Source organism: Chryseobacillus diguaensis (assembly GCF_049220665.1).
In the GTDB taxonomy this organism is placed as follows: domain Bacteria; phylum Bacillota; class Bacilli; order Bacillales; family Bacillaceae; genus Metabacillus_B.
The window spans coordinates 114,724-136,636 of sequence record NZ_JBMKNV010000010.1; the positions used below are offsets into that span (position 1 = coordinate 114,724).

The following is a 21,913-nucleotide window of genomic DNA, read 5'->3' on the forward strand; positions in this document are numbered from 1 at the left end:
CAAAGGAAGTTCTTCTTTGGTGGTTACCTTCACAGAAAACACGCCATCCTTTCTTTTTTAAGTCATAAAGAAAGAATAGCGTGTTTTTTTGTTTTGGGGGACTATTTTGTTTTTAGCTTGATGGGCATGGGGTACTACCAACATTTTGACGTAAAACCCACGCTAAGGACATTCCCGTAAACGTTTCTCTGTATTTATATAGGAAGTTTGAATAAGGGAAAGGTTTAGGGACTTAAAAACATTCATTTTACCATCAATTTATAAAATTCCCTAAAATGTTCGTTTTATGGAGTTTTTAATAAATGAAATTTTTATTAATCGTAAAAAAATAAATAAAAGGGGCTTGAAACTAACGCAACGTTAGGTTGTATAGTAAATTTGCCGGCAATAACAAATCGTACGAAATGAGGGGATGATCATAAATAAAAAATGGAAAGTTGGAGAATTAGCAAAGCAAACCGGATTAACAGTACGTACACTTCATCACTATGACCAAATTGGCTTATTTTCTTCATCTGATGTTACGGAATCGGGACATAGAATATATAACGAAGCAGATATTGCAAAGTTGCAACAAATCCTATCACTAAAACAATTGGGGTTTTCTTTGGAAGAGATTAAAGCAGCGATTGAAAATCCTAATTTTAATCCAATTGAAGTAATCAAGCTGCAGTTAGAAACTGTAAAGAAACAAATTGAGGTACAAGAAAAGTTGTACAGTAGGCTAGAAGGCATGTATGAACTACTAACAAATCAACAGGAAGTTCAATCTGAACAATTTATTAAATTAATTGAGGTGATAAATATGAGTGAAAAGTATTTTACGAAAGAACAATTAGAAAAAATGAAAAATCAAACGGATCTATTCAGCTTAGAAGAAAAAAGGCAAGTGGAAAATGATTGGGCTGAATTAATTGCTAATGTCAGATTAGAAATGGAAAAAGATACACCAATAGAAAGCCCTGTTGTTGTACAATTAGCTAAACGTTGGAAGGAATTAACAAATAAGTTTACTGGTGGTGACCCTGAGATCGTTAAAGCAGCTGAACGTTTCCATGCAGAAAACCCATACAATCCACTGCAATATGGGGTAGACGGAGAGCTTTATAAGTATATTAAAAAAGCAATGTCACACATTTAGCTTTATAAAAGCTACTCTGTTTTAGAGTTATTAAAAATTCGAGAGCTTTATGTTACAGATTACAAAGAGTGTTTTCTAGTAAAGACGATTTTCTCCCTTAGAGTAGGGAAAATCGTCTTTTTTCTTCCATAAAATGTATTAGAGTGGGTTTTATGTCAAAAAGTTGGTTATACCCCTATTATCAAAGAAGGCACTGGCATTAGATGGGGAGTTACATTAAAAGATTTTGGAAAGATTATAGGAAGTTGTGGATTTCTTAATATGGTTACCAAACATCATCGAGCTGAAGTTGGATTTGAATTAAGTAAAGATTACTGGGGGAAAGGAATAGCTAGTGAAGCATTAGAAGCAGTTGTTAAATTTGGGTACCATCACTATCAATTAGAAAGAATTGAAGCTTTAATAGAACCTGCAAATCTCCCGTCACAAAAATTAGTAGAAAAGCAAGGGTTTACAAGAGAGGGGTTGCTAAGACATTATGAATATACTTGTGGTAAATTTGATGATTTATATATGTACTCAATAATAAAAGGAGACCTTAATCTTATTTAAGGAATTTTATTCAACTAATACCAATTAATATCAGTTATATGATTATTCCAGAAAAAGGCGCAATTCCGCAGCATGAATTGTGCTCTTTCTTTATGTTAAGGGCCAGATTGTGGAATAACATAACGGGGCAGTTTAATTTAAGTGTAATTATTCACAATCTGAATTTCTAAATGTCTTTTTCCTCCATACAAAATGACTCCCACCACATGAAAAAAGAGAATGAATTCAATATGAAATCATCCCCTCAAATAGTTTGAAAATGCTTATACTGATATAACTCATCAATGACTCGCTAAACGTTTTTCAAAATCCGCCTTAAACAACAGAATAGCATCAATATTTACTGCAAAATCGTGGTCACTTATATTAAAATTAGTTATAAACTCGTTAGATCTCTCACGAACCATAATTGTCGGAAGGATGTCCTGAGTTACAGTACTTCCACCATAGAAATACCAGTTAGTTTCAGTAGGCGCATTTGCTGCATCCTTAGATAAGTCATTTTTTATGATTTCGCATAAATTATCCATAAAATCTTCAGTAAGCTTAATGCTTTTTCCATACTCACCATCAACAGATATATCAGCATTTCCATACCAAATATTCCTGCTTCTTGGTTTTCCGTCATTTGAAGTGAATGTTTCATCAAACAAAATCTTCATTTTCATTACCCTCCGTTAATATATTACTTCACACTATTATATACCAATTAGAAATTGTAAAATAGCTTGCTTTTAGTCTAAACTAACTCGTAAGAGTTAGTAGGGGGCTTATATTAAATAAGGGGATGGTTGCGGCGATCCCCTTTCTTATTGTACTAACGTTCCAGGTTAGCACAAGAAGGAAAAATTCCTTTAAGCGAAGAATTTATATTAAAGAATTTGAACATAAGGAGAGGTAGGATCAACAAGATGCGTACAAAAATGAAGCTTGTTTTGTCGAAGCAAAGCATTACTTTTCCCCACGAAGCTGCCATAAAAAACATTGAGGAAAATGATGTTTTACGTTTAGGGAAGCTGTTTTACGAAGCCTATTTCGGAACCATCGATTATGATGGAGAAACCCCAGAACAAGCTGTTCAAGAAACCCAGGATACCATTGAAAGTATGGAGCGTTCTTAAACGATTGTTCATTTGTAGCAAAAGTGAATGGAGAACCAGTGTCGTTTTCCATGGTTACGATGTGGAAGGATAGACCGTTCCTTACATACTCGGCAACACATCCAAAATATTTAAATCAAGGGCTTTCGACGAATTTAATTAAGAGTAGCATTAATGCACTACTTATGAACGGGCACGAAGACCTTTATCTCATTGTAACCAATTTTATTAGATCCTGTATTTTCAGCATAATACCTTTCTATAGAATGAAATATACTTCCTCTAATCTTGTATGTCTCTTTTCGCCCCTTTTTATCAGTGATTTCAATAGTAGTATTGTTATTGACTGTAGTGGAATCCCCAAAAATTCCATCTATAATAAGTCGGGTTTCATTATAATTTACTTCTTGGCCTGCGAAGCTATTATTAATATAAAGATTAAAAAGTAAAAAAATAATAACAATTAATAATACTGAAAACAGCAGGTAATTTAAACTAAGTTTTTAAACATTTTTCCTCCTTATAATCTAAAAGGATAGATAATAATATACCTTTTTTGTTTTACAAGGTAAACATTACCATAAACTTATATTTAGGTTAAGGTTAACTATGATTTTCTTTTTTTGTTTTGCATCCTATGTCAACGGCTATACATGTTAATCCATTTAAGGGCCATTTAACGGAATAAAGCAGCAGTTTTCAGAAGGCCGTCGAATAGTAAAAATTTATAATTAGGAGGAGTCTGATTGGTATGTCTCACGCTAAAGATGTTTTGGCAGATCAATTGTTAGCAAATGCAAACGACCTTAGCTGGTATGTTCCGTTTTCGGAATCAGTTGCAAACTTATCAGAAGAAGAAGCGTTTTGGAAACCTAATGATGAAAGCAACAGTATTGCAGAAATTGTACAACATCTTCTTTACTGGAATAAAACTTGGCAAAAGAGATACAAAAAATCTCATGTGAATGCTGTTGCGCCCATAAGTGACAATAATGAAAGCTTTATTATTACGGATAATAAAACGTTTGTTGACTTAAAAAAGTGCCTCTTAGCGGTCCTGCTTCAATGGCAAGACCTACTGACTGAAGAAAAGGTAGAAAATGATGTGAATGGTTTCCCTGAGACCGCAAAGTGGTGGGCAGTTTTAGGAAATTTGTCCACGCATAACGCCTACCACATTGGACAAATCGTTTACATTCGGAAACTACAAAAAAGCTGGAAAGCTAATATTAAAGTGGAATAAATGTGGGAACTTACATTTTTTTGTTCCGCAATCGGGCGTCTTTCTTTAGTAAGAAAGCGTTCTTTTTGTATTGGCCATGTAGTTAAACTAGCAATCAGTAATTAATGGTAAAATAATGAAGAATTTTAAATTGAACAATGGGGGAATGTAATGTGAAATTCATAAAGGTTCTTCATTATGATGCGTTTAGTAAAGAACCTAATAAAGGGAATCCAGCTGGTGTAGTTTTAAACGGAGATGACCTAACCGATAAAGAAATGCAAGAAATAGCTTTCAAAGCAGGGTTTAATGAGACAGCTTTTCCAGTTAAATCAGAAGTAGCTGACCTTAGAATACGTTTTTTTACACCAGGACACGAAATGAACTTATGTGGTCACGGAACAATGGCAACTGTTTATGCGTTAAAAACAAAAGGGTTATTGGGCGATAAAACGGATTTTACAATTGAAACAAGGGCAGGGATTTTGCCGATTAAAATTAAATCAACTACTGAGAGTGAAATATTTATAACAATGAAACAGGCTTCACCCCAATTTGAAGAATTCAAAGGGTCAAAAGAAGATTTAGCCAATTTGATAGGATTAAAAGAATCAGATATTCATGAAGACTTACCGACTCTATACGGAAGTACAGGTACTTGGACACTATTAATTCCAATAAAAGGACTTGATGCATTTAAAAAAATGAAACCTGATAATAAGGAATTCCCTGCGATTTTGAAGGAAATACCCAAATCATCTATTCATCCTTTTTGTTTGGAAACCTATGATACTAATGTTGATATGCATGCGAGACACTTTTCTTCACCATTCTCTGGGACAATTGAAGATGCGGTTACGGGAACTGCTTCGGGGGTAATGGGAGCATTTTTTGCTAAATACATAAAAAACAACAATTTTGAAGAGTCTCTGAATCTTATAGTAGAGCAAGGTCATGAAATTGAAAAAGATGGTCGGGTTATGGTACATATTTCGAAAAACAGTGAATCTTATGATGTTGAAATAACTGGGAACGCAGTTTATGTTAAGGATTTCGATGTTTGTTTAGAAGATGAATAAAGTTACTCAATTAAAGGCGCTTTTCTTCAACAATTCTCAGCAGTGATTTTCAACCATCGGGCGCCGTGTGTTGAACAACATAGGTAGAAAATGATTAATAATCAAACTTAATTCTGCTAAGGTAGAATCCATTTTGATCGATCTTATTTCAAAATGGATTCTTCTTATTTATCGTAAAATATGGGTTTGGGAGTATTTTTGCTCATATTTTTTTCAAAGCTGTATTTTGGGGTTTAATTGACATGAATTCCAATGCTCGCCTCCGCAACGGTGAGATTTTTTAAAATACCAGCTTATAAGTAGTCTTCTGATTAGTGGAAATATCTTTTTGGTTTTAAAGATTAGGTCCATAGATGTTGAGGATTTTTGCCAAATACTTGTGAAAATCCTTTTCAAAAAGACCACTGTCAATAATTTCGGCATTCGCTCCTAACTGTAAAATAAAACGATAGGCATTCTCAACATTCGGAAGTTGCAGGTCTACATAGTAGGTTGTTTCATCACACAGTGTAATCACCGAGGTGCCAAAGCGTTCGATAATAATATCGCGAACCCGCATATTCGCTTTCAAACGAACTGGGTAAAACTGGGGAAGCTTTTCTTTTGGTATTATGTCTTTTACGATATAATCGCGGACATTAAATGTTTCGTTTGTAATTTTCAAATTCAACATGCGAGCTAAACGAAAGGTGCGAAAATCCTCTCGTTCATAGCTATACCCTTGTAAGTACCAGCGTTCGCCTTTATACATCAAGTGATATGGTTCAATTTTTCGAGAAGTGTGTGTGCCATTGGCATCGTAATAGTCAAATTTGACAATTAATTTTACACGGATTGCCTCTTGTAAAGACTCAGCTACGGCCTTCAATTCTTCTGTTCCTTGCCAACCAGTAAAATGCAAAGAAAAATCCATCTCTGCGTTCAGTTGTTCTGTTTGCATTGCACGGATTTTCGTCATAGTTGATTTGATTTCTGGACTTTGAATCAGCTGCCCCATCTTGAACTGTCATTGATTTCATCGCATCCATAACTGTTTCCCAAACATTTCCCATATGATCCCCTCCTGATTTTGCAGCAAAATTATTTATATTGTTTGTACCATAAGATTTTTTATTCAAAGGTTGTTAATAAGAGATAAATTAGTGACTGTTTGGTTGAGTCCTAAAATGATACAAAGAAATATGTATTCTTTCGCTAACAAGGGATGCGCTTAGTTTCTTTTAAAAGGCCATTTAATGTAGTAAGACTTCCAAAAATAATGGATATTTATGTTATTATTTTTGGAGATTGTGAAGAAGATTAACTGTACTGAAATGGGGGGGCGAATGGATATGTTACAACAAGTGATAGATAATTTAAGTTGAATGTTAACAATTGAGGATGTTCCGCAGTCTTTTAGTTCTGAAGTTTATAAAATCCAACTAATCGATTATCGTAATGTCTATATAAAAATCTCTTTATTCCAAAGCAAAGCTTGAACTTGAATATACTGTACTTAAACGATTACGCAATGAGCTTCCTGTACCACAAATGTTAGACTATTGGGAAGGTAATGAGGATGTCACTGGTGCTTTATTATTATCCGCAATCAACGGTGTGCCGATTACAGAGAGGGTGGATACAGCTTTAGCTTATGATATCGGAGTACACCACGCAATGCTGCATGCAATCGTTCCAAATGAGCAGGATTTCAAAAGTTCCGTTTCCTATGTGTATGGTCAATGGTCTGAGTTTATTAAGCGACAATTTTATTCCTTTGCAGAAGATGTAAAAGAAGTGATTGAACCTCGTTTATACGAACAATCATTGAAGCATTTTAAACGTCAACTAAAATTACTTCCGTCTCCAGACGGACCTAGTTTTATACATATGGATTTTCGACCAGGCAATATTTTAGTTCATGAAAATCAAGTGGCCGGCGTCATCGATTTTGAAAGTGTCAGAATTGGCGCAACCGAAATGGACTTCACAAAAATTAATCGTGATATTTTTATGAAATATCACGGAACAATGGATGCGTACTTTCTTTAGTAAGAAAGCGTTCTTTTTATTGGGCCATTTAATTGAATAAGACTTTCAAAAAAACAGGATATTTTTGTTAATATTGTTGTGAAGAAATTTACTTAAACTAAATGGCAGTTCTTCTTTTACACCAACCAATTGAATTAAACGCATCGGTAAAGCGATAAAACGGTAAAACTTCTTGTAAATCAATAATTGGACGAATGGACTCATAGCCCTTCTGAAGATTAATAAATACCGTGAAAAATGCGGAATGGAATCAATCGGATTACCCCAATTCTATGAGTAACATGTACATATCGTTAGATGGAGCCCTGAACGATTGGAAACTATCACATTCTGTATGGAGCAGGGGAAATGGAGATCACTTCAAACGCTTACCTATTGCTACTGTTCTTTAAGAACACATCTTTAGTCCAGATAAAGGATTGAACGAATAATTTAAATAATAGAATAATACAATTGGATATATGTACTATTTTTAAAAAGGAAGGGGAAGGGGACGTTATGAATATTTTTTCATGGAATGATGTAGATATTTATTTTAGCAGCAAACTTCAAAAGTCAGACCCAATTATGAATTCAATTCTGGAAGCAAATGCAAAAGCTGGGTTGCCCGCTATTGATGTGTCACCTAATCAGGGAAAGTTACTTTACTTGATTGCCAAGCTTAAAGGAGCAAAGAATATCCTTGAAATTGGGACTCTAGGTGGCTATAGCAGTGTTTGGCTCGCGCGTGCATTGCCTGAGGATGGACATCTCGTAACACTTGAATTTAGTGAAAAGCATGCAGAAGTGGCAAATGAGAATATAAGAAACGCAGGATTAGAGAATCAAATTGACATCATGGTAGGTCCAGCGCTCGAAACTCTTCCAACCCTAAAGAAGAAAGGATTTTCAAGCTTCGATCTCATCTTTATTGATGCAGATAAACCAAACAACTCAGAATATTTGAACTGGGCACTAGAACTATCAAAACCTGGAACAGTTATCATTGTAGATAACGTGGTACTTAATGGAGAAGTGATTGAAGATGACACTGAAGACTCAATTGTGAAGGGTATTCGTCAATTTATTGATTTGTTATCAAAAGAGTCACGCATTGATTCCACGGCCATTCAAACTGTAGGTGCAAAAGGGTATGATGGGTTTGTTTTGGGGGTTGTAAAATAGGAGAACCCACTTAGCTTTTCTTTAATAAGAAGGCGTCTTTTTGTAATGCCCCTACACATTTAGGGCATTAGATTTGGTTAAGGTAAAAAAGATTGTGAAGATTATTAGTCAATTTGAGTAACTAAGCTAGATCTTGGAATGTTGTTCTGCTTTTCAAAAGGGCATAAATCCAGTGTAAAAGCTTATTGGCACAGGCTATAATTGCTACTTTAAAGGGTTTTCCTTCTTCGCGTTTCCTCTCATAGAACTCTCTCAACCTCTTATTGCGAGGGATTAGTTCATCCGTCGTTTTGCTATTTCTGCAATCGCGAATGGCACATCTGACGGCCATATACAGAGTGTGTCTAAGTCGGCTGGAACCTCTTTTAGTGATCCTGTTTACGGTACCTCTGAATTTACCTGATTCAAAGATACTCGGGTCTATTCCAGCGAATACGACAAGCTTTTTAGGGTGATCAAACCGTTCAATCTCACCAATTTCGGAAATGATCGTGGCAGCGATCTTTTCTCCGATACCAGAGATTGATTGGATGATTTTATATTCTTCAATATCCTTTGCCAAGGCATCTATCTCTTCTTCAAATTTGGATAGATGCTTTTGGTATTCTAGAAGCATTTTTATATACATTTCCAAGCTTAAGATATGACTTTGGTAGAGATTTTCCCTAAAAGGATTTTGACTCGCGGCAGCTAAAAGGGCTATCGCTTTTGTATTAGCCCACTTGATGGAACGCCTTGGACATAACTTTTTTATTGTATTAGTAACTGCTTCTAAGATACTTTGAGATGTAGGAAATTCAAGTAAGGTGAGTAGGGAGACGGCAGAATATAAATCACCAAACACTCCTCTATATACTGGAAACACTTGATCCAGAACTTCTTGGAATTGAAGTTTTGTTTGCACATAAATCCCTGTAATATTTTCGTGCTGTCTGGTCAGGTTTCGAAAGTTCAAAAGCTGGATCCCGCGTTTTTTATAAGGTTCCAAATCCTCTTTGTAATACATCTCGCAGAGATGATTGGCATCAATAATATCTGTCTTTACCTTTCTTAAACTTGAACTCTTTGCTCGATAAGAGACTAAAGGATTGACAATAATAATCAAGTAGCCTCTTTCCTCAAAATAATGAACAACCGGAGTATGGTAATGACCTGTTGACTCCATCACTAATGGAGGTTTTACCCCCGTTATTCTTTCAACATCGGAGAGAAGTGAATGCAGTTTTTCCAGACCTTTAAAAAAACCTAACTTAGGGAAAAAAATGCATTTATAATGAACAAGCATAAGCCTTTCACAATAAGATAATTTAAACAGAAAATATCATCATTAATTATCCAAGGAGTGGCAAAATGGGTACCATTAGTGGAAAAGATTTTATTGAGCGATTGGATCAGCTTGGGAATGAAATTTGGTTAGATGGCGAAAAAATCGAGGGGAAGATTTCCGAACATCCTGCCTTTAAAGGACTTCTAAAGTCAAAATCTTCTCTTTATGATTTGCAAAAGGATCAAAATTTAAAAGATGAGATGACTTTTTTTCTCCCAGGGAAAGAAGAGCCAATCGGCCTTTCATTCTTGCAGCCAAAAACGATAGAGGATTTAAAAAGAAGAAGAAAAATGATCCAACACTGGGCAAGACACACTCAGGGAATGATGGGAAGAAGCCCTGATTATGTGAACACTGTTATTATGAGTTTTGCCTCCTCTGCTCAATTTTTAAATGGCAGAGAAAATTGTTTTCCTCAAAATATTATATCCCTATATGAAAAGGCTATGGAACAAGATTTGTCGTTTACACACACTTTTATTACTCCCCAAGTGAATCGTTCGCAAGTTAACTTGGGCTTTTCTGAAGAACCAATTTCAGCAAAAGTCATTGATAAAAATGAAAAAGGAATTGTCATTAAGGGGGCCCGTCTCTTGGCTACACAGGGTGGTTTAACCGATGAAGTACTGGTTTTTACTGCTCCCAGACTATTCTTTGATCCAGATCAAGCCTTTGCCTGTTCCATCCCTTCAAACACCAAAGGAGTAAAATTTATCTGCAGAGAGTCTTTTGTTTTAGGTGATTCGAGTTTTGATTACCCGCTTAATTCAAGATATGAAGAAATGGATACTGTTATTGTCTTTGATAATGTATTAGTTCCATGGGATCGGGTGTTTTATTATGATAGTCCTGAGACTGCTACGGATTTCATCTCACAAAGCTCTTTCCATAATTTTGCTTATCATCAAGCTGCAACCAGACAGATTGTGAAAACAGAATTTCTTTTAGGTATCGCTCAACTCCTTGTGGAAACCATTAATGTGGATGAATATCAGCATATACAAGAAAAACTTTCAGAAATTATTATTGGGATTGAAACTATGAAAGCACTGCTGGAAAAATCGGAAAACGATGCAGAGCTAGATCAATGGGGCTATATGCGACCAGGTGATACTCCCCTTCAAGTCATCAGCAACGTCTTCCCCAAAATTTATCCCCGTTTCTGTGAAATCATTCAATTAATTGGGGCAAGCGGAATGGTTACCCTCCCAACCGAAAAAGCGTTCAATTCTGAAATTAGAGGGGATCTCGACCAATACCTTCAAGCAGACAGTAAAAATGCCGAGGACCGTGTTAAATTATTCCGTTTAGCATGGGACCTAACGATGAGTTCATTTGGTACTAGACAGACCCAATATGAAAGGTACTTTTTTGGTGATCCTGTTCGATTAGCCAGTCGTTTATACTGGGCATATCCAAAAGGTGAACTAGTTGAAGCAGTCAGTTCATTCTTGAATTTAAAACATCAAGAGTAAATGATATATCAGAGGATAAATTCTTCCTTATGATGACGATCAGACTAAACTTCCTGTAGCAATGTACTTAAACAAACGGGTGCTAGAGTTAGATAAATGCGAGCCAGCGCAACAGCCCTTGATGTTCAACAATCGAACGTATTCCTGTAGAAAAGATTGCGCTCTTTTTGGATTTAAGGGCAATAGTTATTCTCCTTGTATTTTATGAAAAAATTAGTTTTACGGCACTATATAAAAGTAATGCCGCCATAACTTTATTGGAAACACGCCAATATTTCTTTAAAAAGTCACTAAAAGCGGAACCGGTAACTGCCCAAACATGAGTGGCTCCATTTCCTATTAGAGATAACAATAGTATGAACCCTAAAATTGCAATCGAAGAATGATAATTTGTCAGTACAAAACTGGTAAAAACAGTAATGCCCCATAAAATAATTTTCACATTCACAAATTGAAGTATAAAGCCTCTCCAAAACGATTGAGAATTTTCATTTTCCGTTACTTCCATAGGCTTGCTGATTGCGACGTGATATGCCAGCCAAACAATATAGGCTACACCAAGATATTTCATATAGACCAATATGTTTGGCAACATCGCTACCAAAAAGGTGCTAAAAACACCACACACGGCCATAACGCCTAAAAATCCTGTATAAATTCCAAACAACAATTTTCTACTTTGTTTTAGTCCGAGGTTTCCAGTAGAATTGAGTGCTAAAATATTATTTGGTCCTGGCGAAAGGGCTGTTACTATAGTGTAAGAAAAAAAGGATAGCCAAACACCATAACTCACTTGAAACCCACCTCCCTTTCTCTTAAAATATCATCAAAGGATATATCAATCAAATTGAATTATTCAAATTCAAAATTCGATGAAAGTGAATGAAGGGTGTAATGGAACTTAAATATCTTCAAACACTCAAAACGATATTAGAAACTGGCAGCTTTCTCGGTGCTGCCCGAAAATTAAACTACACTCAATCGACAGTAACTTTTCAAATACAACAGTTGGAGCAGGAATTATCTGTTAAATTATTTGAGAAAATAGGGAGGGAAATGGTTTTAACACAAGCTGGAGAAGATATTCTGCCTTAAGTTGAAACAATACTGCAATCAGTTGAACAGTTAAAAAATTATGGTAAGGGAACAAAGGAACTTAAAGGGAATTTGAAGGTTGCAATACCAGAGACATTGTTGACCAATCAAATGCAGCCTGTTTTAAAGGCTTTTCGAGAGCAAGCGCCTGGTGTAAAACTTTCACTACAAGCGCTAAACTGTTATACAATCCGTGATCAATTAATAAATGGTGGTGCTGATTTTGGTGTCCATTATGATGTAGGAGGATTGGGTCATCTATAGTAATGGAAGAATTAGCAGATTTTCCTTTAGCGCTAATTCATAAGATTATCAAAAGAGTGTTAAGTCATACAAGCTAACCTATAGGCAATAAACTTTCAAATAATAATCCTGTTTTTCCAAATTAGCAATTTATTTCTACTTAGTCTAAAAAATATAATTTTTATGAAGAATTTTTAAATAGAATACTTGGACATTTTTTAAACTAAGAAATTTATAGACCTGTTATAGAACCAAAATGATTTCTTAAAATATAAAGCCTCTATTCCAACCAACCATTCTATATCCTCGTAAAAGGGGTGTTTATCACGAAGAAGATTTAGACATCAATCGGGTAAGGTTATTTAGAAAAGCAAGAAAAAAAACCGAACCTGTAGAGGTCCGGTTATTCGTGTTCTGATGATAATTCAATTCCACTATCTTCTTTATGATGGCTTTGATAGCTTGTAATCAGTGTATCCAGATGCTCGAGCTGCTCGCTGTAATCGAGAATGCTCGCAATAAGAGGAAGCAAGTGATACGAACAGCTTTTATTCTCGCATTTATTCTGATATTCCATAAAGCGTACCATCAAGTTCTCTTTGTTATGGTCCATTTCTGTATTTAGGCTTTCTGACGTCTGCACTCTAATTTTGCCCGTCAGCTTCAGATGAATGCGTTCATGAAAGTTCAGCAGGTAATCAAGCTCCGTTTCAAGCTCCTGCCGAAATTCCTCTGGTGTATGCGGAAGTTCATTTTCCACCTTGTGGAGGTTTTTCAGTGTCTCTAGAGCCTTGTTCGTTGAGACGAGCATTTGCCGAAAAAGAACAAGCTTTCTTGATTTAGCTACTACATTTCTCCTGAAATAAGTACGTTCTTCTTTATATAAAAGGTAAAGCTGATCAAGCTTAAACATTTTTTCCTTAAGCTTATCAATGTCTTCTTTCAAAGCCGAATGCTCTGCAGCCTTACGGAGATTCAGCCTGATCCATTTCAGGATTTCCTCCGTATTGGCCACAATTCTGCTGTACACCTTTTTTTCATATTTAGGCGGGAGAAAAACAAGATTGACAACAAAAGCTGCAAGCACCCCAAGCATAACGGTTCCAAAGCGCATAAGTGCGAATTGAAGGAAATGATCTCCCTTGCTTTCCATAATAGCCACTACGGTTACGAGAGAAACGGAAATGGTATTTTCAATTTTGAGCCTTAAATTAATCATAATGACAATTACGACGGTTAAGCCGATAATAAATGGATGAGAGCCGAAAACTAAGCCAAAACCGATCGCAAAAGCTGCCCCAATAAAATTTGCCTGAATTTGTTCAATCATTGACAAGTAGGAACGGTATATAGTCGGCTGGATCGCAAAGATTGCCGAAATCCCTGCAAAAGCAGGGGACGGGAGATTTAGAATCGAAGATATCCAAAGAGCCAGTGTTATGGCTATTCCCGTTTTAACAATACGTGCACCAAGTTTCATTTGGGCGATTTTACATTCCTTTCGAAATTAAATAAGGATCTGTCTAATAAGACCTTATTTCAGTTAAGTATTTGCACAACTTTAAAGCTTATTCTATAGGAAATCAACTTAAAATGACAATCTCACAAAGTTGTAATATACAATGTTTAAAAAGATTATTCAAGGTAATATACCCTATTTTACACAAAAAATTAACATTCCTTAGGTAAAGTTTTTTTCCATAAATAGCTCTCAGCAATCTTTTTGATCTCGTTAATCGTTCATTCCATTATGAAAAAGTATTTATTTTTTGAAGACTGCAGGGTAAATGCCTAAATAAAATAAAAGCCGCCTAGAAAACAATCCCAGGCGGCTTTTTAATACATGGTGATTTGTTAATCACTCAGTAGATACAGACGGATCAGCCTGCTCCTTCACAGGAATCAGCTGGAAGAAATGCATTTCCGGTTCTGTGAGGAGCTTTTCAAGAGAAAGAGCTTCTTCTTTTTGGCCGTGTTTTTTCAATGTTTCGATATAGGCTGTAAGCAGCTCCGTCACATCTGCTTTGCCGTTTGCCTGAAGGGGCTGCACTTCAATTTTGGCTCCCTTTGCAACCCTTCTTTCGATTGCTGCTTTTGTCAGTCCCATTTCCGGCTGGTGGCGAACATAGACAGCTCCGCCAGTCATACCGGCACAAATCCATGGGCCCGGATCACCAAGCACAAGACCGCGGCCGTTTGTCATGTATTCAAATGCAAAGCCTTTAATGTTGGCATTCACCCCGATATTGCCATGTTCAGCTTCTGGAATAGGGGAGGTAACATGGCCGCCGATAATCATGTCAGCGCCTGATAGCCTGATTCCCGCACGAGCATCTGCATTACCCTGGACCAGGAGCAAGCCCTGCTGTGCGCCGTATCCAAAACCTTTTCCGACAGAACCGCTGTAATAGCGTCCGTCAGCTCCTTTTCCTTTTAGCACTTTAATGGAGCCGCCGAAGGATGTTTTACCGGTGCCGTCCTGTGATCCGCCTTCAACGGAAATATTGATTCCGCTTGAATTGTAGGCACCAAGACCGTTGCCAGGAACAGATCCATCTTTATAATCAAGGTTGACATCATCAAGCTTTATATAGGAGCCATCAAGTCTCCCTCTTACCCTATGGCATGAAACTCTGCTGCCAAGAACTCTTTGATTTGATGTGATGCTTGAGAAACTTCTTGATTCTAAAAGATCATCCTCATGCAAATCAAGGTATTCCGCTCCAGCAGCAACGGCAAGGTGGTTTTCCTGCGTGCTTGCAGCCACTTCCTTTTGAGCGAGATTCGGGATATCAAGATTTTCAAGAAGCAAAGAAAGATTAAGTGAATCGACTGCTTTTGTCTGCTCCAAGAGATCAGAACGTCCTACCAAATCCTGAAGGCGGTTAAAGCCCATTTCAGCTGCAATGGTTTGAACTTCTTTTCCGAATGCACTGAATAAATTCACTAAGCCAAGCACGGCTTTGCTGTATTCACGCGGTACAAAGCGGCGAAGCCCATGTTCTTTAGCCTGCGCTTCTGATTCAATTTGTGTGGCGATACCGACATGGCATGTATCAAGATGACATCCTTTGCATGTGGTACAGCCGATTGCAATCATTGAAAGTGTTCCAAATCCTATGCGGTTTGCCCCTAGGAGCATAATCTTTACAACGTCTTCAGCGCTCTTAATGCCCCCGTCAGCCCATAGTTCAACCTTATGGCGAAGCCCTGCTTCAAGCAGTGCATTATGAGCAGATTTAACACCGATTTCAACGGGAAGCCCAACATATTGAAGGGCATGGATCCTTGCAGCACCTGTTCCGCCATCAAAACCGCTAAGTGTAATAATGTCAGCGCCTGCCTTCGCAATGCCGACTGCAATGGTTCCGATATTCGGAACAACAGGGACCTTAACCGCAACCTTTGCCTGATCATTTCCTGTTTTTAGCTCGGTAATCATTTGAGCAAGATCCTCAATCGAATAAATATCATGGTTATTGGAAGGAGAAATCAAGTCTGAACCAATCGTTGCGTTCCTTGCTTCAGCAATCTTTGCTGTCACTTTTGATCCTGGAAGATGTCCGCCTTCACCAGGCTTCGCACCCTGGCCGATTTTAATTTCTAATAGATTGGAAGAGTTCAAGAGCTCTGCGTTAACACCGAAACGGCCAGAAGCAATTTGCTGTCCGCGTGTTTTTGGATACTTGCCGAGCATATCCTTAATCTCTCCGCCTTCACCGTTTAAGCTGATCATGTTCAGCTGATCGGCAGCTTCTGCATATGCGCGGAATGCGACTTCATTCTGGGAACCGAAGGACATGGAGGAAATGACAAACGGCAAATCATGCTCTCCGACTCCTATATTCACTTTTTCAGGTGAAATCGATGAATTGGTTCTTTTTAGCTCCGTCACATGGCGAATCGTAATGGGATTGGATGTCTCCTGTTCAGTGATTTTTTCTCTGTAAGCATCATATTTTCCTGTTGATGCGACATCACCGATTGCTTTCCAGATCCTCGGGAAGATGTGGAACGTTTTGCCCGGGCGCGCTTTTTCATCTTCATATTCTTTTGCCCGTTCGATGGAATCAAGCTTCATGTTTTCAAAGTTGTGTTTTAGCTCAGGAGAACCAAGGAAGTTGACAATACCAAGCGCTTCCTCTACCTCTGAGTTCAGCCCGATGCTTGAGAACAGGCGCCCATACCCTCGAAGCTCATGGATACCAATTGTGGAAATAACCTTTTCAAGCCCTTTATTTAATGAATCGAATAAATTGATGGCAGGCTTAGTTGTTTCATCCTCACTGACTGTTGCGAACAGTAAATAAGGGCTGATCAGATTGGCTCCAAGTCCAAATGCCGTAATCAAGTCATGCAGGGAACGAATGGCTCCTGAGCGAAGCAAAATGCTGCACTCACGGCGAAGCTTAACTGTTACAAGAGCCTGATCAATATAAGAAGTCAAAAGATGTGGGTCAATCCACAGATTGCCATCTTTATGTGCTGATTCATCATCCAATACAAGGAGAGAAGCGCCAGCTTTAACCGCTTCAACAGCTTCAACCGAAAGACGGTCAAGTGCATCTTTCAAGCTTTCCTCTTCCCTAAATACTGCAGAGAGGATATGCAGCTGTTTATTTTTCGAAAAAGTCTCTACTATTTCTTCGTATGGAAGCTGGGCTGTTTCACTGCTGCAGGCAGATGCCAGCTGGCCTTCCAGCACGATTGGAGAAGGAAGCTCTAAAACATAGCTTCTTTCATGCTTTTCAAAAAGGGAAGGGCGTTTCCCGACTACCACACGAGTAGAAAAGTGTTCGTTTTCGCGATCGCGGTCAATAGCAGGATTCGTAACAACTGCAACGCTTTCTTTGAAGAAATCAGCCAAATTCTTTCTGCCTTCATGAATAGCTGCAAGGGGTCCATCATGGCCAAGTGAACGGATTGGTTCCGCACCTTTTTCTGCCATTTGCTCAAGAAGCTGAATTTGCTCGCGGTCCCATCCGAAAGCGGCATATTGTCCGTTATGAACCTTTGGAACAGGGGAAGCAGAGCATTGGCCTTTGCTTGCAGGATAATCAATATGCGTGCTGTAGCCTTCAAGATTAACCCGTGAAGAGAACAGAGTATAAACTTCTTCCTGGTAGCTTGGATAATCATATACTTCAAGGACATCTTCATTCCATCTCAAACCGACTTTTTCACCTGGTGCAAGCGGCTTGGGATCAGCTGTGTACTTGGAAACAGGAATGATTCCCGGTTCAGAAGAGAATAGGTAGGAGCTCTCTGTTTCAACTTGCCATAGCGGTCTCAGACCGAGAGCATCAACGCTGAAGACAGCTTCCTCGCCGTAGCGGGAAATGATACCTGCTGGACCTTGTGCATAATGTCCCCACGCTTCTCTGATATAAGCGTACAGATCCTTTAAGTGAGGCTTATAGGATTTCATTTCATTCATAATAGGAGGAAACAGAACGTCAACCGCTTCAAAAAGGCTGAAGCCGTCTCTGCACACAAGTGTTTCGATTGTGCGGTTTAAATCCTGTGAGTCACTGCCTCCGATCGTAATTGGTGCATCAATCATGCGGGCTTCATCACGAAGCTTTGCAATTGTATTGATTTCCCCGTTATGGCCAAGCATGCTGAAAGGCTGCACCCTGAAGAAATTAGATAAGGTATTTGTGGAGTAGCGGTTATGGCCAAGTGTCATGCTTGATGCAGCAAGAGGACTCGCTAAATCCAGATAATATTTCGGAAGGGTATCACCTGCGCCCATTACTTTGTATACGGCCATATAGGTACTTAAAGAAGAGACATGGACATGTTCGTCTTTTTCAAGATGAATGGTTAGTTCAAACAGCTTCTTGGAGAGATCAGGCTGCGGGGTTTCAGAAATCATGGCAACTTGCCAAAACAGAGGTTCTTCCTGTGATGCGATGGGGCCAAGTGCCTGTGAATCAGTGGTTTTGTCATCTTCAAAGACAATGGTTAATCCGTATTCAGTAAACCATTTTTTTACGGCTTCTATAGAAGCGGACTGATTGCCATGTCTTGAAAGAAACAAATGTCCCACAACAAAATCATCGCGTTCAACAAGACTGTCGTCTTGTCCTGCTTTTCTCAGTTTTTCCTTCCAAAGCTCTTTCGGAATATCAATATGGATACCGACGCCATCACCTTCATCATTAATAAAGCCTGCACGATGGTTCATCGTAATTAAGGCATCGATGCACAAGTCAATATTTTCTCTCGTAGGGATGCGCCTTTTCTCCATTACGGAGACAATTCCGCATGCATCGTGTTCTGCATGATGGTAATCTTTGAATAAACTCGGGTTCCAGTTTTGCTTCATGTCGTCTGGCTATAAAGAGGGGAGAGTCCCGCTCTATGACAGCCTTCACCTCCTGCAGCTGATTTTTTGTAGCTATTCAACTGCCAAACTAAATGATTGGCAATATATTAAATTTTCAGAATTGTAATTTCAATCATACCATTGTGAGAAAATCTTTTCAATTATTTATACATTGTTTCGAATGAAGAGGACACGTTTGGCATGGCTTTAAAGGGGAAAAGAGGCTTGTAAACCCTAGTTGTAAGCGATTTCATAAATAAATAAATAAAAAAAGGGAGAATCGGCTGATCTCCCTTTGGTATAATGCTGTATTTTTATTCATTCATTAATTCTTTAAAAGATTCCTCAACAGCCTTCAGTGTTAGCTGAATGTCTTCTTCTGTATGCTCTGTCGTTAAGAACCAGGCTTCATATTTAGAAGGAGCAAGGTTGATTCCTTTATGAAGCATCAGCTTGAAGAAGCGCGCAAACATTTCTCCATCAGTCCGTTCTGCCTGTTCATAGTTGATGACTTTCTCATTGGTGAAATAGATGGTCAAAGCACCTTTCAGGCGATTGAGTGTAATGGGAAAGCCATAAGTGCTAGCGTGTTTTAGAATGCCTTCTTCGAGTATAGCACCGAGACGGTCAAGCTCTTCATAAACACCCTCTTGCTTTAATACCTCAAGACAAGCAATCCCAGACAAAATGGAGGCCGGATTTCCTGCCATTGTACCGGCCTGGTAAGCAGGTCCGAGGGGAGCAACTTTCTCCATGATTTCTTTTTTGCCGCCGTATGCCCCGATCGGCAGTCCGCCGCCGATAATTTTACCCATTGCCGTTAAATCAGGGGTAACTCCCAGAAGATCCTGGGCTCCCCCATACATGAAGCGGAAGGCTGTGATGACTTCATCATAAATGACGAGTGCGCCAGAAGCATGGGTGATTTCGTTAACAGCTTCGAGAAAACCAGGAAGCGGTTCAACAATGCCGAAGTTTCCGACAATCGGTTCAACGAGAACCCCGGCAATTTCTGAGCCCCATTTTTCCATCGCTTCTTTAAAAGGGGCAATATCATTAAATGGCACAGTAATGACTTCTTTCGCAATGCTTTTCGGAACACCTGCTGAATCAGGAGTGCCAAGAGTGGAAGGGCCAGAGCCTGCAGCAACCAGCACCAAATCAGAATGGCCGTGGTAGCAGCCGGCGAATTTGATGATTTTATCCCTGCCTGTATAGGCTCTCGCGACACGAATCGTTGTCATAACGGCTTCGGTCCCGGAATTGACGAAGCGGACTTTATCCATTGCCGGCATTGCTTCTTTTAGCATTTTAGCGAATTTCACTTCATACGGTGTCGGAGTTCCATAAAGGACTCCTTTTTCAGCTGCCGTTGTGATGGCTTTCGTAATATGAGGGTGTGCATGGCCCGTAATAATCGGTCCGTAAGCTGCAAGGTAATCGATATACTTGTTGCCGTCTACATCCCAAAAGTGCGCGCCTTTTCCTTTTTCCATCGCGACAGGTGCTCCGCCGCCAACTGCTTTATAAGAGCGGGAAGGGCTATTGACCCCTCCAACAATATGCTGTAATGCTTCTTCGTGAAGCGTTTCGGAATTGGTGAATTTCATGGTGGTCCTCCTAAAAAAGTTTCTTCGGATAATAGTTTAGCATTTTTTAGGGCTCTTTTCTTAGACTTTGCTGCTGATTCTTTTTAAAGACATGAAATAATTGTCACCGCACCCCAAATGGACAATTCCAATCTATTGAATGATCTCATCAACAATGCCGTAAGCTAATGCTTCCTTTGCTGTCATATAATAATCTCTTTCCGAATCCCTTGCTATCTTATCGATTGGCTGGCCGGTTCGATCAGAGATAATCCGGTTGATGTCGTTTTTTGCTTTTAGCAGACGTTGAGCCGTAATCTCTACATCAGTTGCCTGGCCCCGGGCACCGCCTGATGGCTGATGAATCATGATTTCGCTATTTGGGAGAGCATAGCGTTTCCCTTTTGTGCCGGCGATGAGAAGCATAGCGCCCATGGAAGCAGCCATACCCAGGCAGATCGTCCGGACATCAGGCTTGATATACTGCATCGTATCAAAAATAGCGAAGCCAGCTGTAATGGAGCCGCCTGGTGAATTAATATAAATGGAGATATCCTTTTCACTGTCTTCTGCTGCAAGAAAAAGAAGCTGGGCCACGATACTGTTGGCCATTTGATCGTTCACGTCTTCACCAATCATGATCACGCGGTCCTTTAAAAGTCTTGAGTAAATATCATACGAACGCTCGCCGTATTTGGTTTGCTCCACTACATATGGAATTGTGGACATATTGATTTCCCCCTTGGATGTGCAGCAAAGGGGGAATCCCCTTATGCTGCCATTTTCATTGTTGGTGCAGATGGGTATCTTCCATTCGCTGCCCTATAATGTGAAAGCATGACAGGCTGTTTGGTTTCTTTATATAGAAGAGAAAGAATTTTTGAGGGATCCTCCAATGTCAGTGCTTCTGCTAAGGCTTCCTTCCATTCCTCGAGGTTTTCCTTATTTCGGGAAAAGTCTTCTTCCTCTGGTTGATCATTCCGTTTTTTCAGGCGCTGTCTTCCTCTATAAAGAAGTGACTTTACCGTTTCCTGTGTATATCCGGTTAGTTTTGCGATTTCTTCTGTCTTATAGAGCAGCGCTTCTTTTAATAAAAGAATGGTGGCTTGTTTGGCTGTCAGATGATCGGCAAGCAATTCGGCTGCCATCAAGGCTTTCTCCATATTTTTGATATCATCGGAAAAAACTTCTTCTATTAAAGGCGTCTTAGTCAGGCGCGTTTTTCTAAATTGGTCGATCCGTTTGTTGTAAGCTATTTTGCTGAGAAGAGCAAGAGGAGCAGATTCAAGATTACCGTAGGTTTCAATGGCTTTAAGCCACGTATCCTGCATTAGGTCTTCCGCTTCACACTTATTTCGGGTTAATAGCATGCAATACTTGAACAAAGAAGCATATTTGGCTTCAAACTGATTGTCAGCATGAGTGGTATTTTCGGCTTTTGTTAATGGCTGCTTAAGCATTTGTTTCAAAGTGATCACTCCTTTAGAGATGCATCTCTATTTATAAAACGTTTTTTGGCTGAAAAAGGATACGGACGGCAAAAAAATTCCGCTGTTTTAAGTAA

16 protein-coding genes and 5 pseudogenes are annotated in these 21,913 nt (G+C 38.8%); 11 read left to right on the forward strand and 10 right to left on the reverse strand.

What is annotated here, in order from left to right; genetic code table 11:
- Positions 1–412: 412 nt before the first annotated feature.
- Entirely contained in the window at positions 413–1,141 is a 729-nt protein-coding gene (locus tag ACOT8F_RS15545) for a MerR family transcriptional regulator (protein ID WP_421652840.1), read from the forward strand.
- A 183-nt stretch (positions 1,142–1,324) separates the two neighbouring features.
- Positions 1,325–1,693 (forward strand): annotated as a pseudogene (locus tag ACOT8F_RS15550) (GNAT family N-acetyltransferase); the annotation flags it as partial.
- Positions 1,694–1,974: 281 nt separating this feature from the next.
- On the opposite strand, the gene ACOT8F_RS15555 reads toward ACOT8F_RS15550, so the two are convergent.
- A complete protein-coding gene (locus ACOT8F_RS15555; protein ID WP_421652841.1) occupies positions 1,975–2,355 on the reverse strand; it encodes a hypothetical protein in 381 nt (126 codons plus the stop codon).
- 249 nt (positions 2,356–2,604) lie between these two features.
- Here ACOT8F_RS15555 and ACOT8F_RS15560 point away from each other — a divergent pair, with 249 nt between their 5' ends.
- The 4 genes and pseudogenes from ACOT8F_RS15560 (at position 2,605) to ACOT8F_RS15575 (ending at position 5,094) form a co-directional block, all read left to right on the forward strand.
- Complete coding sequence (locus ACOT8F_RS15560) at positions 2,605–2,814, forward strand: hypothetical protein (RefSeq protein ID WP_421652842.1); 210 nt, start codon at positions 2,605–2,607, stop codon at positions 2,812–2,814.
- 11 nt (positions 2,815–2,825) lie between these two features.
- A pseudogene (locus ACOT8F_RS15565) lies at positions 2,826–3,242 on the forward strand (GNAT family N-acetyltransferase); the annotation flags it as partial.
- A 302-nt stretch (positions 3,243–3,544) separates the two neighbouring features.
- On the forward strand, positions 3,545–4,036 hold the full coding sequence (locus ACOT8F_RS15570; RefSeq protein ID WP_421652843.1) for a DinB family protein: 492 nt from the start codon (positions 3,545–3,547) through the stop codon (positions 4,034–4,036).
- Positions 4,037–4,188: 152 nt separating this feature from the next.
- Positions 4,189–5,094, forward strand: coding sequence for a PhzF family phenazine biosynthesis isomerase (locus ACOT8F_RS15575; RefSeq protein ID WP_421652844.1), 906 nt, complete (start codon positions 4,189–4,191; stop codon positions 5,092–5,094).
- Positions 5,095–5,428: 334 nt separating this feature from the next.
- Here ACOT8F_RS15575 and ACOT8F_RS15580 read toward each other — a convergent pair whose 3' ends face one another.
- Positions 5,429–6,091, reverse strand: coding sequence for a helix-turn-helix transcriptional regulator (locus ACOT8F_RS15580; RefSeq protein ID WP_421652845.1), 663 nt, complete (start codon positions 6,089–6,091; stop codon positions 5,429–5,431).
- A gap of 328 nt (positions 6,092–6,419) precedes the next feature.
- On the opposite strand from ACOT8F_RS15580, the pseudogene ACOT8F_RS15585 reads away from it, so the two are divergent.
- Positions 6,420–7,125 (forward strand): annotated as a pseudogene (locus ACOT8F_RS15585) (phosphotransferase family protein).
- A 109-nt stretch (positions 7,126–7,234) separates the two neighbouring features.
- On the opposite strand, the pseudogene ACOT8F_RS15590 reads toward ACOT8F_RS15585, so the two are convergent.
- A pseudogene (locus ACOT8F_RS15590) lies at positions 7,235–7,339 on the reverse strand (aminoglycoside phosphotransferase family protein); the annotation flags it as partial.
- A gap of 284 nt (positions 7,340–7,623) precedes the next feature.
- On the opposite strand from ACOT8F_RS15590, the gene ACOT8F_RS15595 reads away from it, so the two are divergent.
- Complete coding sequence (locus ACOT8F_RS15595) at positions 7,624–8,289, forward strand: O-methyltransferase (protein WP_421652846.1); 666 nt, start codon at positions 7,624–7,626, stop codon at positions 8,287–8,289.
- Between the two features lie 121 nt (positions 8,290–8,410).
- Here ACOT8F_RS15595 and ACOT8F_RS15600 read toward each other — a convergent pair.
- Positions 8,411–9,523, reverse strand: a pseudogene (locus tag ACOT8F_RS15600) (IS110 family RNA-guided transposase); the annotation flags it as partial.
- 116 nt (positions 9,524–9,639) lie between these two features.
- Between ACOT8F_RS15600 and hpaB the strand changes: the two are divergent.
- Positions 9,640–11,091 carry a 4-hydroxyphenylacetate 3-monooxygenase, oxygenase component gene (hpaB, locus tag ACOT8F_RS15605; RefSeq protein ID WP_421652847.1) on the forward strand — a complete coding sequence of 484 codons (1,452 nt, stop codon included), beginning with the start codon at positions 9,640–9,642 and terminating at the stop codon, positions 11,089–11,091.
- A gap of 202 nt (positions 11,092–11,293) precedes the next feature.
- Here the strand turns inward: hpaB and ACOT8F_RS15610 are convergent, their stop codons facing one another.
- Complete coding sequence (locus ACOT8F_RS15610; protein WP_421652848.1) at positions 11,294–11,884, reverse strand: LysE family transporter; 591 nt, start codon at positions 11,882–11,884, stop codon at positions 11,294–11,296.
- Positions 11,885–11,985: 101 nt separating this feature from the next.
- On the opposite strand from ACOT8F_RS15610, the gene ACOT8F_RS15615 reads away from it, so the two are divergent.
- Both ACOT8F_RS15615 and ACOT8F_RS15620 read left to right on the forward strand, forming a co-directional pair.
- Entirely contained in the window at positions 11,986–12,186 is a 201-nt protein-coding gene (locus ACOT8F_RS15615; protein ID WP_421652849.1) for a LysR family transcriptional regulator, read from the forward strand.
- Between the two features lie 12 nt (positions 12,187–12,198).
- On the forward strand, positions 12,199–12,450 hold the full coding sequence (locus ACOT8F_RS15620; RefSeq protein WP_421652867.1) for a LysR substrate-binding domain-containing protein: 252 nt from the start codon (positions 12,199–12,201) through the stop codon (positions 12,448–12,450).
- 382 nt (positions 12,451–12,832) lie between these two features.
- On the opposite strand, the gene ACOT8F_RS15625 is transcribed toward ACOT8F_RS15620, so the two are convergent.
- The 5 genes from ACOT8F_RS15625 to ACOT8F_RS15645 form a co-directional block, all read right to left on the reverse strand.
- Positions 12,833–13,909, reverse strand: coding sequence for an FUSC family protein (locus ACOT8F_RS15625; RefSeq protein ID WP_421652850.1), 1,077 nt, complete (start codon positions 13,907–13,909; stop codon positions 12,833–12,835).
- Between the two features lie 378 nt (positions 13,910–14,287).
- Entirely contained in the window at positions 14,288–18,760 is a 4,473-nt protein-coding gene (locus ACOT8F_RS15630) for a glutamate synthase-related protein (RefSeq protein WP_421652851.1), read from the reverse strand.
- Positions 18,761–19,074: 314 nt separating this feature from the next.
- Complete coding sequence (locus ACOT8F_RS15635; RefSeq protein ID WP_421652852.1) at positions 19,075–20,370, reverse strand: glutamate-1-semialdehyde 2,1-aminomutase; 1,296 nt, start codon at positions 20,368–20,370, stop codon at positions 19,075–19,077.
- Positions 20,371–20,502: 132 nt separating this feature from the next.
- Entirely contained in the window at positions 20,503–21,078 is a 576-nt protein-coding gene (gene clpP, locus ACOT8F_RS15640) for an ATP-dependent Clp endopeptidase proteolytic subunit ClpP (protein WP_421652853.1), read from the reverse strand.
- A 41-nt stretch (positions 21,079–21,119) separates the two neighbouring features.
- A complete protein-coding gene (locus tag ACOT8F_RS15645; RefSeq protein WP_421652868.1) occupies positions 21,120–21,809 on the reverse strand; it encodes an RNA polymerase sigma factor in 690 nt (229 codons plus the stop codon).
- Between the last annotated feature and the right edge of the window lie 104 nt (positions 21,810–21,913).

Bases quoted from the DNA above. Each gene is read 5' to 3' on its own strand.
- ACOT8F_RS15635 (WP_421652852.1), bottom strand. From the start codon at position 20,370: ATGAAATTCACCAATTCCGAAACGCTTCACGAAGAAGCATTACAGCAT.
- ACOT8F_RS15615 (WP_421652849.1), top strand. From the start codon at position 11,986: ATGGAACTTAAATATCTTCAAACACTCAAAACGATATTAGAAACTGGC.
- ACOT8F_RS15580 (WP_421652845.1), bottom strand. From the start codon at position 6,091: ATGGGGCAGCTGATTCAAAGTCCAGAAATCAAATCAACTATGACGAAA.
- clpP (WP_421652853.1), bottom strand. From the start codon at position 21,078: ATGTCCACAATTCCATATGTAGTGGAGCAAACCAAATACGGCGAGCGT.
- ACOT8F_RS15555 (WP_421652841.1), bottom strand. From the start codon at position 2,355: ATGAAGATTTTGTTTGATGAAACATTCACTTCAAATGACGGAAAACCA.
- ACOT8F_RS15545 (WP_421652840.1), top strand. From the start codon at position 413: ATGATCATAAATAAAAAATGGAAAGTTGGAGAATTAGCAAAGCAAACC.
- ACOT8F_RS15645 (WP_421652868.1), bottom strand. From the start codon at position 21,809: ATGCTTAAGCAGCCATTAACAAAAGCCGAAAATACCACTCATGCTGAC.
- ACOT8F_RS15570 (WP_421652843.1), top strand. From the start codon at position 3,545: ATGTCTCACGCTAAAGATGTTTTGGCAGATCAATTGTTAGCAAATGCA.
- ACOT8F_RS15595 (WP_421652846.1), top strand. From the start codon at position 7,624: ATGAATATTTTTTCATGGAATGATGTAGATATTTATTTTAGCAGCAAA.
- ACOT8F_RS15630 (WP_421652851.1), bottom strand. From the start codon at position 18,760: ATGAAGCAAAACTGGAACCCGAGTTTATTCAAAGATTACCATCATGCA.
- ACOT8F_RS15625 (WP_421652850.1), bottom strand. From the start codon at position 13,909: ATGAAACTTGGTGCACGTATTGTTAAAACGGGAATAGCCATAACACTG.
- hpaB (WP_421652847.1), top strand. From the start codon at position 9,640: ATGGGTACCATTAGTGGAAAAGATTTTATTGAGCGATTGGATCAGCTT.
- ACOT8F_RS15560 (WP_421652842.1), top strand. From the start codon at position 2,605: ATGCGTACAAAAATGAAGCTTGTTTTGTCGAAGCAAAGCATTACTTTT.